Genomic DNA, 18,772 nt, shown 5'->3' with positions numbered 1-18,772 from the left:
AGGTGGTAAATTAATGGATATAAAATCACATTTTGCAGAAAAATTATCTAAATTATTATTTGTAGAAGTAAATGAAAAAAGTTTAGAAAAAATATTTAAAGTTACTTTCCCAGAAGATATATATTTGCCTTTAAGTTCTAAAAATATAGTTGACGATGTTAAAATTAAAAACAATATGGATAGAATACCAATAGGGTATTTTATTGAAGGCATGTTTTACGTATTAGGTGCAGATGAAAATTTTAAGTTTAGCAAGCAGTATAAGAGCATAATAACCGGAAATAATGAATACATTAGATTTATAAAAGGCATAATAGCAAAGAATGTTAAAAATAAAGAATATGAAGATGCCTATATATTATTAAAAGGGTTATCTACTATGGAAGATTCTATAGAAATATATGACAAACTTATAGCTATGGTAGATGAGATTAGAAAAACCAACAAAATATATAAGGAAGAGGAATTGCAAATATTAAAAAGAGCCGAATCCAAAGAAAATTATGCACTGCCATATCTTTATGAATCCCTTATTAAAAGAGAAGAGGGAGATTATGAAAAAGCATTGTTTTATATAAATAACTATGTAGGAAAAGGCGGAAAAGAAACCTTAGAAATAACAGATATGAAAGAAGAACTTAAATCTATTGTACACTATGACAGGGGAAAAGAGCTTTTGGAAGATAATCCTGAAGAAGCATTAAAATTGTTAATACCTCTTATGGATACTTTTGGAGATAATGCTTCCTTGTATTACTACATAGCAGTTGGATATAGAAAACTAGAAAATTATGAAAAGGCAATTTATTACCTAAACGATGCACTTAATATAGACAGCAGTATAGTAGAAATTGTAAATGAAATGGGCATAAATTATGCATCTATTGGAGACTATGAAAAGGCTATAGCTTATTTGAGAAAAGCATTTGAAGCCACTAGATCCGTAGAAATATGCACTAATCTTATAATGTGCTATTTGGACTCTGGAAATTTACAAGATGCAAAAAAACATCTGGAAATCGCAAAGAAAATAGATCCTAAAGATGAAGTAGTTATTGAAATAGATAACTTTATTAAGAAGATTGAAAAAAAGTAATCCTATGTAACATGAATGTGAAAGGAGATTTTAAGGTGAATGTAAAAAAAGCTATAATACCAGCTGCTGGACTTGGAACAAGATTTTTGCCTGCTACAAAGGCCCAACCTAAGGAAATGCTGCCTATAGTAGATAAGCCTACCATCCAATATATTATAGAAGAAGCAGTAGCATCTGGAATAGAAGAAATTTTGATAATAACAGGAAAAAATAAGAGGGCAATAGAAGATCACTTTGATAAATCCGTAGAATTGGAACAGGAACTGGAGAATAAAGACAAGAAAGATCTTTTGAAAATGGTACAGGATATATCAAATATGGCAGATATATATTACATAAGACAGAAGGAACCTAAGGGTCTTGGACATGCAATAAGTTGTGCAAAAACTTTTGTTGGAAATCAACCTTTTGCGGTAATGCTCGGTGATGATGTGGTAGATAGTAAAGAACCTTGCCTAAAACAGCTTATAAAATGCTATGATGAATATAAAACTTCAATTATAGGTGTACAGGAGGTTCCTAAAGAATACGTAGATAGATATGGTATAGTAAAAGGAATGTATATAGAAGATAAGGTATACAAAGTTAAAGATTTAATAGAAAAACCTAAAGTTGAAGAGGCTCCGTCTAATATAGCCATACTTGGAAGATATATAATAACACCATCCATATTTGAAATATTAGAGAACACTACTCCAGGAAAGGGAGGAGAAATTCAACTCACAGATGCCCTGAGAACTTTAGCTCAAAATGAAGCTATGTATGCATATAATTTTGAGGGAAGAAGGTATGATGTGGGAGATAAACTTGGATTTTTACAAGCCACTGTGGAATATGCCTTGAAGAGAGATGAACTGAAAAAGCCTTTTATGAAATATCTTTTGGATTTAAAAGAACAAAAGATATTTAAAGAAGTTTATGATGATATAACTTCTAATTCTCATAACAAATAGAGTTTAATAAAGCTGCATCTATAATTTTAGAATTTATGTAAAATTATAGATGCAATTTATTTAGTAACAAAAAATTAATTAATTTATCAATACTGCTGGTGAAATAGAACAGCAGTATTAAATTGTGTGATGTGTGACATTACCTGTTAAAAAATGTGTTGAATAATTTTGTTTATGATGTAAAATAGATAAAGGGAGTTTTTATATAAAATTTTTACAATAATTTAGGAAGTGTTGAAATGCAAAAAGACAAAAAACTCATAGTATACGATATATTATTTCTTATAGGTTCCTTATATTTTGCCTTATTACTTAAATTTGATTTTAATATACAGCAGGAATATATAATATTTTTAAAAATTTCAGTTATTCCTATGGTAATTATAACTTTAGTATTTAACAAAGTTTTTAATTTATACGATAGTATATGGAAATATGCATCAGTAGAAGAGTTAATTTCTATTGTATATTCTGTTTCTGTATCCAATATTATATTTGTAATTTACAGCTATTTTATAAATTATAAATTTCTTGAAAATAGGTATTATAGATTTCCATATACTGTACATATAATTTTTTGGATATTATCTGTGCTAACCTTAGGCGGTATAAGATTTATATACAGGTTACTTCAAGATAAAAGCGTAGGACAATATAAAAAGATAAGAAATAAAAGACTTCTTATAATTGGTGCAGGAGATGCATCGGCAGTGCTCATAAAAGAGATAAAGAAAAATAGAAATTTTAATTATGATGTAGTTGGACTTGTAGATGATGATGAAACAAAAAGAAAAAAGTTGATAAATGGTATAAAAGTTTTAGGAGGAAGAGATGACATACCAAGAATATGCAAAGAAAGAAGCATAGAAGAAATAATAATTGCAATGCCTTCTGCAGATATCAAGACTAAAAGGGAAATCATAAATATATGCAAGAGTACAAAATGCAAGCTTAAAACTTTGCCTGGCATATATGAAATGATAGATGGAAATTTAAATATGAGCAAATTAAGAGATGTAAACATAGAAGATCTTCTTGGAAGAGATGAAGTTAAGCTTAACAATGAAAATATAAATAAGTACATAAAGGATAAGATTATAATGGTCACAGGTGGTGGAGGATCTATAGGATCTGAATTATGCAGACAGATAGCTAGATTTGGTCCAAAGCAACTTTTGATACTAGACATATATGAAAATAACGTTTATGACGTGCAGATGGAATTAAACTATAATTATTCAAAATTAAATAAAGCCATAATTATAGCTTCTATAAGAGATGAAGATAGATTAAGAAGTATATTTGATAAATACAGACCAGAAGTGGTTTTTCATGCAGCTGCTCATAAGCACGTTCCACTTATGGAAGGTAATCCGGCAGAAGCCGTGAAGAATAATATAATTGGTACCTATAATGTACTAAAATGTTGTGATGAATTTAAAGTGAATAAGTTTGTTCAAATAAGTACGGATAAGGCAGTTAATCCAACTAATGTTATGGGAGCTTCAAAGAGATTTTGTGAAATTATGGTGCAGGCTTTTGACGAAGTTAGTGAGACGGAGTATGTAGCTGTAAGATTCGGAAATGTTTTAGGGAGTAATGGTTCGGTAATTCCACTTTTTAAAAAGCAAATAGCCCATGGGGGACCTGTTACGGTAACCCATCCTGAAATAAATAGATTTTTTATGACGATACCTGAAGCAGCACAGCTTGTAATTCAGGCAGGTGCCATAGCCCATGGTGGAGAAATTTTTGTACTTGATATGGGAAAACCCGTAAAAATAGTAGATCTGGCCAAGGATCTTATAACTTTATCTGGATATGAACCTGATGTGGATATAAAAATAGAATATACAGGTTTAAGACCGGGAGAGAAATTATATGAGGAACTTCTTATGAATGAAGTAGCTTTAACTTCCACAGAACATGATAAGATATTTGTTGAAAAACCAGCTAAAATAGATATGACTTTTGTAGAGGAGTCTATAAAACAGTTTAGAGAAGTGGTAAATGAAGATAAAGAGGAAATAATCAAACTTATAGAGGAAAAAGTACCAACCTATAAGAGAAAAAAATAGCAAAAGGATGAATAAAGCCATGAAGAATGTACTAGTTATTTCACATATGTATCCCTCATCTTCTAACAGCGTTTTAGGTATTTTTGTCCACAAACAAGTGCAAAAACTCATAAATGAAGGCTGTAGGGTAAAGGTTGTGTGCCCTGTTCCCTATGTACCAGCTTTTTTAGGGAACATAAAGAAGTATAAAGCTTACATTGATATTCCATCTAAAATGGTACTTGATGGTGTGGAAGTTTTTTATCCTAGATATATAGAATTCCCGGGAGGGCTATTCCTTCAATACTCAGGATTTTTTATGTACTTAGGTATAAGGAAAATTATAAGCAAATTGTATAAAAAGTTTAAATTCGATGTAATACATGCACATACAGCTATACCTGTAGGATTTGCAAGTATAAGTCTTAGTAAAAAGTATAAAGTGCCTTTTGTAGTGACAATTCATGGTCAGGATTTTCAATATACTATAAAAAAGAATAATATGTGTAGAAAAAATGTGACTAAGGTTTTGGAAAATGCAGACAAAATAATAACTGTCAGTAATAAACTGAGAAACATTATAGAAAAGAAGGAGCTTCTAGATAAAACAGTAGTAATAAATAATGGAATTAACCCAGAGGAATGTGTAGCAGATAAGCAGGTTGAGCTAGAGGGAGATTATGTAATGCTCAGTGTGTCTGCTTTAATAAAGACAAAGGGAATAGATTTGAATATAAGAGCTGTTTCAAAGCTTGTAAATATATATCCTACTATAAAATATTACGTAATTGGCGATGGAGAGGAATACAGAAATTTAAAAAGGCTTGTAGACAATTTGAGTTTAAATAAAAATGTGATTTTTCTAGGAAAGTTACCTCATTCTCAAGTAATAAAATATATGTCCCCAAAATGTGATGTATTTGCACTTCCAAGCTGGCAGGAAGGTTTTGGAATAGTGTATATAGAAGCAATGAATAGTGGTATACCAGTTATAGGTGTTAAAGGTCAGGGAATAGAGGATGTTATTGTGGATAAAAAAAATGGATTTTTGGTTGAACCTCATGATTTAGATGATCTAGTTTGTACTATAGATTACATATTGAGTCATAAGGATAAGGCTAAAATTGTAGGTGAAAATGGGAAGAAAACAGTATTAAGTGAATTTACCTGGCTTAGAAATGCTCAGAAAACCATTCATATATACAATGAGATTATGAGGTGAAAGAATATTGAATATTGCAATGATACTTACAAATGGATTTGATCCTGACCCCAGGGTATATAAAGAGGCGAAGTCTTTGACAAAACTTGGCCATAAAATTACTATATTATGTTGGGATAGGGAAGGAACTTATATTGATAAGCCTGAAGAAAATTTGGATGGTATAAAAATAGTAAGATTTTTTGGAAATGCCCAGTATGGAAGTGGATATAAGCAGGCTTTTAAATTTTTAAATTTTAAAAAAGATGTATATAACTATTTAAAAAATAAAGATTTTCAGGCACTCCACTGCCACGACTTTGATGGACTTTTTATAGGCTTTAGTATAAATAAAAAACTTAAGTTGAAATTAATATATGACGAACATGATCTTTTCTATCTGTACTTTTATAACAGAAAAGGATTTTTAAACAAATGTATTTATAATTTAATAATTTTAATGGAAAGACATATGTTAAAGAAAGTAGATATTCACATAGTAGTTACCCCAAAAATGAAGGAAGTTTACAGTAAAATAAGTAAAAATATTTACATAGTAAACAATGCTCCTTATAAAAATCTATTTAATAATATAGAAAAAACTCCAAGTGATAAACTTAGAATTGGTTTTATAGGATCTGTCAGATATTATGATGAAATGAAAGCATTAATTGATGCTTCTCAAAAATACAGCAAGTTTGTGCAAATAGTTGTTTGTGGAAGGGGAATATATTCTGAAAAGCTTGCTGAATATTCAAAAAAGTTTTCAAATGTAGATATAAGAGGAGCTTATCATATAGATCAATTAGAAGAACTTTACAGGAACATAGACATAACGTATGCCTTTTATCCTGGAGATACGGCTACTATATCTATGCCAAATAAGTTTTATGAAAGCATAATAACTGAAACTCCCGTTATTGCAAACAAAATTACGGAATTTGGATATGAGGTCTGCAAAAACAATTTTGGATATGGAATAGACGGTGGTAATCTTAAGGATACACTAGAGCATATCATAGGAAAACTCATAGAAGATCGGGAAGAAAAGAAGAGCATAGTAGACAATATGAAAAGATTGAAGAATAATTATTTCTGGGAAGCCAATGAACCTATATTAAGCAAAATATATGAAAAGTAAATTATTTTCATAGAATTGAAAAGGAGATTTGTATGTATAATAAGGATACAGTTTCAATAATAATTCCTGTGTACAATGAAGAAATACATATAGAAAAGTGCCTTAATTCTATAATAAATCAAACTTATGATAATATTATTGAAATATTAGTTTTAGATGGTATGTCTACTGATTCAACTAGAGATATAATAGAGAAATTTGAAAATGAGAAGATTAGAATAATAGATAATCCTAAAAAAATACAATCTGCAGGTTTAAATAAGGGAATAGAAATGGCAGAAGGAGATATAGTTGTAAGAGTAGATGGTCATGCACTTTATGATAAAAATTATGTAAGTGGATGTGTAAGCACTTTAAATAAATTAAAATCACAAAATGTAGTAAATGTAGGAGGACCTACTTATCTTTTAACATCAAAATCTTATATAGAAAATTGTATTGTATTTTTACATGAAAGTAAATTTGGAATAGGTGTAGCTAAATTTAGACAGAAAGATTACCAGGGATTTGTAGATACGGTTTGGAATGGAGCTTTTTGGAGATGGGTATTTGATAAAGTAGGACTTTACAATGAAAGTTTAGCTAGAAGTGAAGACAATGATATGAATAATAGAATATTAAAAGCTGGATATAAAATATACCAGAATAAAGATATAATATCCTATTATAAACCAAGAAGCAGTATAAAAAAGATAATATCTCAAAATTTTGCAAATGGGAAGGAAATAGGAGGTTCTTTAATTACAAACAGGGAAATAGTTAGAATAAGGCATCTTGTACCTTTAATTTTTCTTCTTACCATACTGCTGTTTGGTGCAACATATAGATTATTTTTACTCAGCAAAGTTATAGAAGTTTTAGCACTGGGGAGCTATTTCCTTATAGATATACTGGAATGTATAAAGATAGGTTCAAAGAATGGTATAAAGTATATGCCACTTATGTTTATATTATTTTTCCTACTGCATATTGCCTATGGCGCAGGAACTGCAGTTGGATTTTTTAAATCACTTGTGTTTGGTAGATCTAAATGATAAGTCATAAGTGATCAGTTAAAATAGGAGGTTTCTGGATGATACATAAAATTTACAATATGATAAATAAGGATAGCAAGATATTATCTATTATCTTATATTTATTCATAATAGCTGCACTAACATTTGGATATATACATTCAATAGAGTACTATAAATCTTTTAATTTTATAATAAATCAGGGTATTTTGAAAAGGTCACTTATTATGCTGCCTTTGTTTGTAGTTATAATATATACGGCTGTTTTTTTACTGCCTCATAGAATTGAAGAACTGACAAGTTTGTATTGGCTTTTGTTTTTAATTTTAAGTACTACACCACTTCTAATAGTATATATTATGAGCGGACTTGGAGATAGTAAAAATTCACCAGTATTTATATATACAATAGCTGCAGTAGGATTAATAGGAGTTTTGCTTACTAGTAAGTTTGATTTTAAAATACCTCAAATAAATATTAGTCCTAAAACTTTTTGGATAGGCTTAATAGCATTTATGGTAGTTGGCTATGGTTATATAATCTATAAGCTTGGAATGCCTACTAAAATAATTCAGGCTTTTAAAGATGTATATTCAGTAAGGTTGGATTACAGGGATCATGCAGGGAAATTTGTAGATTATTTTGTACAGTGGCTTGGAAATATAATAAATCCATTTATACTTGCATTTTTAATGTACAAGAGAAAATATAAACTTGTATTCATACCTTTTGTACTGCAGCTTGTGTTATATGGATATGCTGCATATAAGACTCAATTTGCAGTTCTACTCTTAGCACCGTTTTTTGGAATGATATTGAGATATGGAATAAAGAGAAGCTTTATAGAAAAAATAATGGCACTTGCCGTAGCACTTGGAATTGCAGCATTGTACCTAAAAAAATTATCAATATATTTACTCATAATAATAAGAGTGTTCTTATGGCCTTCACTTATAGCACTAGAGTATTTTGATTTCTTTTCTATGTACCCTAAGATGAAGTTAGCTCAGGGCATACTAGGACATTTCTTTAAAAATATATACAATATGGATCCTAATTTCTATATGGCTACAGTTTATTATGGAAGACCGGATATGAGGCTAAATGTAACTTGGTATGGGGATGCCTATATGAATTTTGGAATTATAGGTATAGTCATATTTGCAATACTGCTTTATTTTATAATGATAATCATAAGATCTGTAGAAAGCAAAAATATACTTTTAGTATCAACGCTTCTCTTTGGAGGCATAATGGCACTATTTAATGGGCCTATACTTACTACACTGCTCACTAGTGGATTGGGTCTTGGAGTACTTTTGGCATATTTGCTGCCTAAGGAAATATAATTAATTTTACTAAGTTTTTAGTATTGATTGCTTGTGGAGGAGTAAAGAGTGATGAAGAAGTATTATAAGGATATGGATATAGCTAGAGGAATAGGTATATTTTTAGTAGTGCTGGGACATTCGTTTCCTGATTCAGCGTTTAATGGCAGTGCATTTTATGCCTATATATATAAACTCATATATTCATTCCATATGCCTTTCTTTTTTGTTATATCAGGTTTTTTCGCCTATAAGATATATAGTATAAAGACTGTAAGAGATTATGGCAGTTTTGTTTATGGAAAATTTAAAAGACTTATGGTTCCATATTTTGCAGTGTCACTAGTGGCGGTGCCTATAAAATTATATATGAATAACTATGCTGCGAGACCGGTAAAGCTAAACAGCCTCATAACAAATATATTGATTTATCCTTTAGATATTCCAATACAATATTTTTGGTTTATATATACATTATTTTTCATATTTGCAGTCGCACCAATTTTTAAAAAATTACCTATAAATTTGACTTTAGTAATAACTTTGCTTTTTAATCTGTTGTTTACAAAGCAAATAGGTTTATTTTATGTGTATGGTGTAATTCATTATTTGTTTTACTTTTTCTTCGGAGTATATTTGAAAAATACTTACGATAAATGGAATAATATTAAAAATAAGTACGCTATAGTTTTAGTATTTTCTATAGTTCTTATGGCTATGAATGTATTTGATGTGGGAAAGGAAGTGTATCCTTACTACAACCTAGTTACATCTCTTCTCGGAAGTAGTATATTTTTAATGGTATCCCAACTCATAATGAATACTTCAGGTGGAGAATTGTTTAGAAAAGTGGGAAAATACAGCTATGATATTTACCTCTTGTCCTGGTTTTCACAAACAGGAGCCAGGGTTTTATGTTATCAAATGTTGAAATTAAATTATAGCTTTGTAATTGTAATAATGATTTTAGTAGGATTTATACCTATTTTAATATGTAAATGGATACTTAATAAAATACCTATACTAAGTAAAGTATTTTTAGGACATAAGTAAAGATGTTAACAAGCTATTTTCAATTCGTTGTATATGGAATTGATTAGTGATAAAATACTTGAAGATATAATTTACACATTAGGCATTTAAAAGAAAATAAGATAGCATACTAACTGGCTATTTCTTTGAAAATGCTTTAGGCAGTGCTTAGATGCAGGTAGGATAATTTTGGAGGAAAATATGAAGAAAGATGGACTTGTTAAAGCTGCTGGTGTAGTAATGGTAATTTCAATGGCAAGCAGGGTAATAGGATTTGTAAGGGATGCACTTATTGCCAGTGCATTTGGAGCATCTGCTAGTTCAGATGCCTACACTATGTCACTTACCATACCAAATTTGATGTTTAATTTGTTTGGAATTGCAATTACTACCACTTTTATTCCAATACTCAGTGAAACATATAGTAAACATGGCAAAGAAGAAATGTTTAAATTTGCCAATTGCATAATGAACATCCTAATGATTATTTCGTTGTTTTTATGTGTTTTAGGATGGATATTTACTACAGATATAGTTAATGTAATTTCTAATTTTAAAGGTCAAAGATATAATTTAACCATATTATTAACTAAGATGAGTATGATAAATATACTTTTTTTGAGTTTAAACAGCGGCTACACGGCAGTGCTTCAAACTTTAGACGATTTTACAGCTCCAGCATTAGTTGGAATAGCAATGAACATACCTATAATAGCTTATGTGCTAATGGGAAGTCATTATGGAATTGTAGGCCTCACAGCAGCTACTATGATTGGAAACGGGCTTCAGATAGTGGTACAAATTCCATGGCTTATAAAAAATAAGTATAAATATAGTCCTAAAATAAATTTAAAAGATCCTAAGATTAAAAAAATGCTTTCATTGATTGCTCCAGTTGTGATTGGAACTGGCGTTAATCAGGTAAATGAAGTAGTTCAAAAGAGAATGGCTTCTACTCTTGTAGTAGGAAGTATATTGGCACTTGATTATGCAAATAAGTTAAATATGCTTGTTTATTTCACTTTTGCATCTGCAATAGTTACGGTTATATATCCTTCTTTATCTAGGGACGGAAGTCTTAAAAATTATGAAGATTTTAAGTCACATATAAGCATAGCAGTAAATAATATCAATATCATAGTAATACCAGCTATAGTAGGAATGTTGATACTTAGAGTTCCTGTAATAAGTGCACTCTTCATGCACGGTGCCTTTAATAAGCAGGCAGTTAATATGACTGCTGATGCACTACTTTTCTTGGTATCTGGACTGGTATTTTGGGGAATAAGAGATGTATTTAACAGAGCTTTTTATGCTATCCAGGATACTACTACACCTATGATAAATGGTGCATTAGGTGTAGCTGTAAATATAGTTATGAGCATAGTACTTGTGAAAAAGATGGGTATAGGAGGACTTACTTTAGCTACAACAATTTCTGCATTTGTAAGCTGCGTGCTTTTAGCTAAGGATTTAAGAAAAAGAGTTGGAAATATAAATGGATTTAATATGTTTAAAGTTGGAATAAAGATAATGACAGCTGCAGGTACTATGGGAGTGTGTATATTTTTAATAAATAATTTCCTGGGAAATTTACTAGGTGGATTTAAGGGACAGCTTTTGACACTCTTTATTTGCATCATAGTTGGTATAGCAGTGTATGTGATTATGCTGCTTATATTAAAAGTACAGGAGCTTGCTAATATAATAAATTTGGTAAAAAAGAAATTAAAAATTGCATAAATTTGCTAATTAATGCGGTGAAAAGGAGAAGAAAGTTCTAATGAAGAGATTTTATAAACTTATATCTGTGGTTTTGGTATTTGCACTTTTTTTAACTGGATGCACCACAGCAGATACTGCAGGTACAGGTAAAAATGACAAGGAAATAGTAATTTGGTCACATCTTACAGATCCTGAAATAGCAGAACTTAGGACTTTAGCAGATCAGTGGTCCAAAACCTCGGGATACAAGGTGATAATTCATTCAGATAAAGGAGACAACAGGGCTTATATTGAAGCATCCTTACGTAATATGGAACCAGATATAGAATTTGGAGTATCACATGACAGGATGGAAAAACTTCATAATGAAAAATTACTAGCACAGGTTCCAGATAACATTATAGATAAAAATAAATATATACCATCGGCACTTGAAACTGTATCTTTTAAGAATAAGATGTATGGAATACCTATATCTGTGGAAACCTATGGACTTTATTATAATAAGGATAAAGTTAAAAAGGTACCTAATACACTGGAAGAGCTGATTTCAATGGGAGAAAAACAGGGATTTCAGTATGATATAAATAACTTTTATTTAAGTTTCCCAATTCTTCAAGCAAACGGTGCTTATATATTTAAAAAGGAAAATGGTGATTACAACGTAAAAGATATAGGACTTAATAATGAAGCTGCAATTAAAGGATATACCATGATTCAGGATATGGTGCAGAAGTATAAGTTGATGCCCGAAAATATAGATAGTATAACTGCAAGAAACAATTTTAAAAATGGAAAAACAAGTTTCTATGTAAGTGGATCTTGGGATCTTCAAGAGCTAGATGCATCAGGACTTAATTATTCTGTAGTACCTTTCCCAAAATACAATGGTAAACAGATGACATCCTTTGTAACGGCACAAGTAGGTTATGTAAGTTCTAAGTCCCAGCATCAAAAAGAGGATTGGAGTCTTATGAAATATCTCATTAATCATTCTAGTACTCCACTTTTTAAAATAACAGGAAGAATTCCTCCGTATAAAGTGGATTACAACATAAAAGAAGTGAAAAATGACCCTAAGGAAAGAACTTTTGTACAGCAGTCTGAGTATGGGCAAATACTGCCAAATGTATCTGAGGTTCAGGCTCTTCAAAATGCAAACAAGGTAATGACAGAGCTTACTTCCGGAAAGATAACTCCAAAGGAGTGTGGACAAAAAATAGAAAAGGATATACTTGATTTTATTGTAAAAGAAAAGCAATAGTATGTATATGAAGATGACAAAGAAATTGGGTTGTATTATAATGAAAAAAGTAGAAATGATGCTAAACTAGGAGGTAAAAAGATGTCGCAGTTGAGAGATGAATTAATTCAAAAATTAGAGAATAGGAAAGCTAAGTTAGGAGTAGTAGGATTAGGATATGTAGGACTTCCACTTGCAGTAGAAAAAGCTAAAGCAGGATATGAAGTTATTGGATTTGATGTTCAGGATAAAAAAGTTGAATCCGTAAATGAAGGACATAACTATATTGGTGATATAGTGGATTCAGATTTAGAGAAATTGGTTAAGGAAGGAAGACTTAAAGCTACTACAGATTTTAGTTTTGTAAAAGATGTAGATGCAGTTTCTATATGTGTGCCTACTCCATTAGATTTATATAAACAGCCAGATATATCATATGTAGTTAGTTCCACTAAAAGTGTTGCAAAATATTTGCATAGAGGAATGCTCATAGTACTTGAGAGTACTACTTATCCAGGAACTACAGAAGAAGTGTTAAAGCCTATACTAGAAGAAGGCGGGCTTAAATGTGGAAAAGACTTTTTCCTTGCATTTTCACCAGAAAGGGTAGATCCAGGTAATAAACAGTATAAGACAAAAAATACCCCAAAGGTAGTAGGAGGATGTACTCCTGAATGTACAGAAGTGGCAGCTACATTATATAGAAACATATTGGAAAGTGAAATATATACTGTATCCTGTCCTGCAGTAGCAGAAATGGAGAAGATACTTGAAAATACTTTCAGAAATATAAACATAGGTCTTGCCAATGAAATGGCTGTACTTTGTGAAAGAATGGGAATAGACGTATGGGAAGTAATAGATGCAGCCAAAACAAAACCTTATGGCTTTATGGCTTTTTATCCAGGACCAGGACTTGGAGGACATTGTATACCTCTTGATCCATTTTATCTTTCATGGAAAGCAAAAGAATATGATTATCATACAAAATTAATAGAGACTTCTGGAGAAATAAATGATTTTATGCCAGAATTTGTAGTTGATAATGCTATGAAGCTTTTAAATGGACATAAAAAAGCTATGAATGGTGCAAAAGTACTTCTTCTTGGAGTAGCTTATAAGAGGGATATAGATGATTTAAGAGAGTCACCAGCCCTTAAAGTAATAGATCACTTGGAGAAAAATGGAGCAGAGGTAATTGTAAGTGATCCATTTATTCCTGAATTTAAACGTAATGGAAAAGTATATCACACAGTAAAATGGGAAGATGTAATAGATGAATCCGATATAGTAATTATAACTACAGATCACAGCCCTTATGATTATGAGGCTATAGCAGAAAGAGCTAAAATTGTTTACGATACAAGAAATGCTACTAAAGATGTAAAAAATAACAGAGAAAAAATTCATAAACTATAAACAAATATTACTTTTTAAGAGGTGTTTTTATGAGTAAATTGAAATTTGCCATCTTAGGATGTGGAAGAATTTCTTACAAACATGTAGAAGCTCTAGCAGCTAATAAAGATGAAGCTGTTTTAGTAGCAGTTTGTGATTTGGTAGAAGAAAAAGCAGAGCAAAGGAAAAATGAGTACATAGAAAAAGTTGGAGATGCTAAAGTAGCAGTTTATACTGATTATAAGAAAATGCTTGAAGAGCAGGATATAGATGTAGTTACTGTAGCTACTGAAAGCGGATATCATCCTGAAATAGCAATGTACTGTATGAATAATAAAAAGCATGTAATATGCGAAAAACCTATGGCGCTTTCAATAAAAGATGCAGATGATATGATAGAATGTTCTAAAAAGAACAATGTAAAATTGTGCGTAAGCCATCAAAATAGATTTAATAAACCAGTGCAGCAGCTTAGATCTGCTGTGGAGGAAAATAGATTTGGCAGACTTGTAAATGGTACAGCTAGAATACTATGGAATAGAAATATGGGATATTATCATCAGGCACCTTGGAGAGGAACTTGGAAGCTGGACGGTGGAACATTGATGAATCAATGTATACATAATATAGACTTACTTCAGTGGATGATGGGAGGAGAGATAGACACTGTTTATGCTCAGTGTGATACTTTCTTAAGAGATATAGAAGCTGAAGATTTTGGAGCTATTGTTATAAGATTTAAAAATGGAGCTATAGGTATAGTTGAAGGTACTGCTTGTGTTTATCCTAAAAACTTAGAAGAAACTTTAAGTGTCTTTGGAGAAAAGGGAACAGTATGCATAGGTGGACTTGCAGTAAATAAGATAGAAACCTGGAATTTTGAAGATCACAAGGATTTAGATGATAAAATATTAAAATCACAAGAGGGAGATCCTGATACTGTATATGGTTTTGGACATATACCTCTTTTCAAAGATATGATAGATGCAATAAATAATAATAGAAAGCCACTTATAGATGGAGAAGAAGGCAAAAAGGGAATGTCTATAATTTTGGCGGCTTATAAGTCAAGACTTACAGGTATGCCTGTAAAATTCCCTATGGGAGATTTCTCAACTATGGATATGGTTGGAGTGAAAAAAATAAATAGGTAGCAGTTAATAATTGAGAATGGAGGCCTTTCATTCTCAATTATTAAATATGCAGGAAAAGGAGAATATATATGTCTGAAAATTATATATCGGATACTTCAAAAGTTGGCAATAATGTAAGTATAGGAAAATTTGTAGTTATTGAAGACGATGTTACAATAGGAGATAACTGCATGATAGGTCATAATGTAGTTATACATAAGGGAAGTAAAATTGGAGCTAATGTAAGGATAGATGACAATAGCGTAGTAGGTAAAGAGCCTATGAGATCAGTAAATAGTATATTTAAAGATGAGAAAAAATTTGATCCAGCTCTAATAAAGGATGGATGTCTTATTGGAGCAGGAGTTATAGTATACTGCGGTTGTGTTATAGGTGAAAATACACTTATTGCAGATTTGGCTACAGTCAGAGAAAACGTAACTATAGGAAGTAAAACAATAATAGGTAGAGGAGCTGCTATAGAGAACTTCTCTAAAATAGGTTCTAACTGTAAAATTGAAACAAATGTATATATTACAGCTTACTCAGAAGTAGAAGACAATGTGTTTATTGCACCTGGAGTTGTAACTTCAAATGATAACTTTGCGGCAAGATCTAAGGAAAGATACAAACATTTCAAAGGTGTTACAGTAAAGAAGGGTGGAAGAATTGGAGCTCAAGCTACTATACTTCCAGGTAAGATAATAAATGAAGATGGATTTGTAGCAGCAGGCAGTGTTGTTACAAAGGATGTGGAAAAGGAAATTATAGTAGCAGGTAATCCTGCTAAACAATTTAGAAAAGTTCCAGAAGATCAACTTCTTAAAAATCAACAGTAAACTTTGCAGGGAGGAAAAACATGAAGGTATTAACAGTTGTAGGGGCAAGGCCTCAATTCATAAAGGCTGCTGCAGTATCAAATGTAATAAGAAAACACCATACAGAAATATTGGTTCATACGGGTCAGCATTATGATGAAAATATGTCAAAGGTATTTTTTGATGAACTCAATATACCAAAACCAGATTACAATTTGGAAGTGGGTTCTGGAAGTCACGGAAGACAGACTGGAATGATGCTTATAAAATTAGAAGAGATATATGAAAAGGAAAAGCCAGATTTTGTACTTGTATATGGAGATACAAATTCAACTCTTGCTGGAGCATTGTGTGCAAGTAAGCTTTTAATTCCTGTAGCTCACGTTGAGGCAGGACTTAGAAGTTTTAACAGGGATATGCCCGAAGAGCAAAATAGAGTTCTTACAGATCATTTATCTAATCTTTTGTTTGTTCCCACAGAATCGGCAGTGGAAAATTTAAAAAAGGAGGGAATTACAAAAGGCGTTTATAATGTAGGAGATGTAATGTTTGATGCAGTACTTAATTTTAAAAAGTTAGCAGAAAACAAGAATCAGATTATAAAAGAAATTGGGCTTCAGGGTAAGGAGTATATACTAACTACTATACATAGAGCTGAGAATACAAATCACATAGATAGATTAAAAAATATAGTTGAAGCTTTAAATGAATGTAATAAAGCAGTGATACTTCCCCTTCATCCTAGAACTAAAAAATATATGACAGATTATGGACTTAAATTTAATGAAAATATAAAGGTTATAGAACCTGTGGGATATCTAGAGATGATAAATCTTGAAATGAATTCTGAGAAGATAGTAACAGACAGCGGTGGAGTACAAAAAGAAGCCTTTTTCATGAAAAAACCTTGTATAACTATGAGAGATGAAACTGAATGGGTAGAAACCGTAAAAAATGGCTGGAACGTAGTAGTTGGAACTGACAAGGAAAAGATATTGGATAGCATAGTGAATTTTGTACCTAATAAGGATCAAAAAGATATATTTGGAGATGGAAACGCTTCTGGAAAAATACTAGAAATATTAGATAAATAATTTATCTGGAAATATTTGATATGGAGGTGAGGTTTTGTTTTTAGATAGATTTTTGTACGTATTGATCTGTGCTTATATAGTACTGCTTCCTCTTTTGCCGAATAAGATGGCACTAGGAAGAATAAATATTCCTCCTGCAGATTGTATACTAGCACTTATTTTGTTTGGATACTTTGTAAAACTTCTTACATCAAAAGAATGTAGAATTAGGTTTTTTTCTGGAATAAGGGATTTCATTACTAACTACCTTACTGTTTTTATGAGCATACTGGCACTTATGATGTTAGTTTCAGTAAGTTATGCGGCAGACAAAAAACTTGCACTTAGTGAAAGCTTTAGATTTATATCCTATATTATATTGTTTTTTATGATCAAATATGAATGGAATAGAAAAGAACTTTTAAATGGAATTTTAGGTTCTTATATATGCACCAATATCATAATATGTATCTATGGCATATATCAAAATTTTACAGGATTTGGACTTAGTGATAAATTCAAAAATTATGGATATACAAAGTTTAAGATAACTGCTACTATGGATAATCCTAATAATTTGGCAGCTTTCTTGATATTAGCCATATTTCCAATGATCATGCTAGCTATATATGAAAAGAAAAGGGAAAGAAAGTTATTTTATTCCTTGCTGGCAGTTTTGATGCTTTTGAATCTAACATTTACAGGTTCTAGAAATGCTATTGTTGGAGTGGCAATAGGAATGGTTATATTAGTGATTATGTATAGTCTTAAGTTTATACTACCTCTTTGTGTAATTGCAGGGGCATCTTTATTTATACCGGAAATAAGAGAACGAATAATGGCTATAAATGACCCGGTTCAAAATCAATCTAGAATATACCTTTGGAAAATTGCACAAAAGATGATAAAAGACTATCCTTTATTTGGGGTTGGAAATGGGAATTACGTTAGCTTGTATGATAAATATACGAATATATATCCTCAGTATAAATTTTATGGTTACAGTAAGTGGCCCTGCCATAATTCTTATTTAAAAATGGAGACAGAACTTGGAATTATAGGTGGAGTATCCTTTGTGGCATTGCTTTTATCTTCTTTAATTAAAGTTAAATCTTTTGTAGATACAACAAAAAATAAATTTTATAAGCATTTTTACATAGGATTTTTAGCTTCTATGGTAGCTTTTTACGTTATGAATTTAGTTGACAACTTATTCTTTGTACCAAAGACTACAACTTACTTCTGGATACTCTTAGCAGTATCTCAAGGAATGATGTACAGGGAAAAGAAAAATGAAGGCATGTTTTTGAGTTAAAGGGAATATACTGACAAATTTCATCACTATAAAAACTTTTAGTAAGTCTAAAGCTCGTATTTTGAAAATCTAAAGAAGCTTATATGAACTCGTACCTCAAACATATATAAGCTTCTAAGATTTTCTAAAATGCGAGCTAAGACTTACCAAAAAAGTTTTTAAATGTGATTTCAATTTTGTCAGATATTCCTAAGCATGATTCAAATTTATTTTACATGTATTATGTAAAATTACTAAGTTGAAAAT

Annotated in this window: 15 protein-coding genes; all 15 read left to right on the top strand. The window is 30.9% G+C overall.

The window, feature by feature from the left end; translation table 11 throughout:
* Positions 1–13 precede the first annotated feature (13 nt).
* The 15 genes from CLAU_RS06300 to CLAU_RS06230 all read left to right on the top strand — a co-directional run bounded on the left by CLAU_RS06300 (position 14) and on the right by CLAU_RS06230 (position 18,526).
* Positions 14–1,096: a tetratricopeptide repeat protein gene (locus tag CLAU_RS06300; protein ID WP_013240048.1), complete on the top strand. Its 1,083-nt coding sequence runs from the start codon at positions 14–16 to the stop codon at positions 1,094–1,096.
* A gap of 35 nt (positions 1,097–1,131) precedes the next feature.
* A complete protein-coding gene (gene galU / locus CLAU_RS06295) occupies positions 1,132–2,049 on the top strand; it encodes a UTP--glucose-1-phosphate uridylyltransferase GalU (protein ID WP_013240047.1) in 918 nt (305 codons plus the stop codon).
* A 239-nt stretch (positions 2,050–2,288) separates the two neighbouring features.
* Complete coding sequence (locus CLAU_RS06290; RefSeq protein WP_013240046.1) at positions 2,289–4,127, top strand: nucleoside-diphosphate sugar epimerase/dehydratase; 1,839 nt, start codon at positions 2,289–2,291, stop codon at positions 4,125–4,127.
* Between the two features lie 19 nt (positions 4,128–4,146).
* Positions 4,147–5,328, top strand: a complete 1,182-nt coding sequence (locus CLAU_RS06285) for a glycosyltransferase (RefSeq protein WP_013240045.1) — start codon at positions 4,147–4,149, stop codon at positions 5,326–5,328.
* A gap of 7 nt (positions 5,329–5,335) precedes the next feature.
* Entirely contained in the window at positions 5,336–6,448 is a 1,113-nt protein-coding gene (locus tag CLAU_RS06280; RefSeq protein ID WP_013240044.1) for a glycosyltransferase, read from the top strand.
* A gap of 32 nt (positions 6,449–6,480) precedes the next feature.
* Positions 6,481–7,482 (top strand): glycosyltransferase family 2 protein, encoded by a 1,002-nt coding sequence (locus CLAU_RS06275; protein WP_013240043.1) that lies wholly within the window; start codon positions 6,481–6,483, stop codon positions 7,480–7,482.
* A gap of 38 nt (positions 7,483–7,520) precedes the next feature.
* Complete coding sequence (locus CLAU_RS06270; protein ID WP_013240042.1) at positions 7,521–8,810, top strand: O-antigen polymerase; 1,290 nt, start codon at positions 7,521–7,523, stop codon at positions 8,808–8,810.
* Positions 8,811–8,861: 51 nt separating this feature from the next.
* Positions 8,862–9,842: an acyltransferase family protein gene (locus CLAU_RS06265; protein WP_013240041.1), complete on the top strand. Its 981-nt coding sequence runs from the start codon at positions 8,862–8,864 to the stop codon at positions 9,840–9,842.
* Positions 9,843–10,022: 180 nt separating this feature from the next.
* Positions 10,023–11,564 (top strand): murein biosynthesis integral membrane protein MurJ, encoded by a 1,542-nt coding sequence (murJ, locus tag CLAU_RS06260; RefSeq protein ID WP_013240040.1) that lies wholly within the window; start codon positions 10,023–10,025, stop codon positions 11,562–11,564.
* Positions 11,565–11,604: 40 nt separating this feature from the next.
* Positions 11,605–12,810 carry a sugar ABC transporter substrate-binding protein gene (locus CLAU_RS06255; RefSeq protein ID WP_023162189.1) on the top strand — a complete coding sequence of 402 codons (1,206 nt, stop codon included), beginning with the start codon at positions 11,605–11,607 and terminating at the stop codon, positions 12,808–12,810.
* A gap of 81 nt (positions 12,811–12,891) precedes the next feature.
* Positions 12,892–14,208 carry a nucleotide sugar dehydrogenase gene (locus CLAU_RS06250; RefSeq protein WP_023162188.1) on the top strand — a complete coding sequence of 439 codons (1,317 nt, stop codon included), beginning with the start codon at positions 12,892–12,894 and terminating at the stop codon, positions 14,206–14,208.
* A 29-nt stretch (positions 14,209–14,237) separates the two neighbouring features.
* On the top strand, positions 14,238–15,341 hold the full coding sequence (locus CLAU_RS06245) for a Gfo/Idh/MocA family protein (RefSeq protein ID WP_023162187.1): 1,104 nt from the start codon (positions 14,238–14,240) through the stop codon (positions 15,339–15,341).
* A gap of 68 nt (positions 15,342–15,409) precedes the next feature.
* On the top strand, positions 15,410–16,159 hold the full coding sequence (locus CLAU_RS06240; RefSeq protein ID WP_013240036.1) for an acyltransferase: 750 nt from the start codon (positions 15,410–15,412) through the stop codon (positions 16,157–16,159).
* 20 nt (positions 16,160–16,179) lie between these two features.
* Complete coding sequence (wecB, locus tag CLAU_RS06235; RefSeq protein ID WP_013240035.1) at positions 16,180–17,232, top strand: non-hydrolyzing UDP-N-acetylglucosamine 2-epimerase; 1,053 nt, start codon at positions 16,180–16,182, stop codon at positions 17,230–17,232.
* A gap of 34 nt (positions 17,233–17,266) precedes the next feature.
* The gene (locus CLAU_RS06230; RefSeq protein ID WP_013240034.1) at positions 17,267–18,526 is read left to right on the top strand and encodes an O-antigen ligase family protein; all 1,260 of its coding nucleotides are present in this window, start codon (positions 17,267–17,269) and stop codon (positions 18,524–18,526) included.
* The last annotated feature ends 246 nt before the right edge of the window (positions 18,527–18,772 follow it).

Source organism: Clostridium autoethanogenum DSM 10061 (assembly GCF_001484725.1).
GTDB classification, from domain to species: domain Bacteria; phylum Bacillota; class Clostridia; order Clostridiales; family Clostridiaceae; genus Clostridium_B; species Clostridium_B ljungdahlii.
This window is presented reverse-complemented; position numbering and strand designations above follow the sequence as displayed.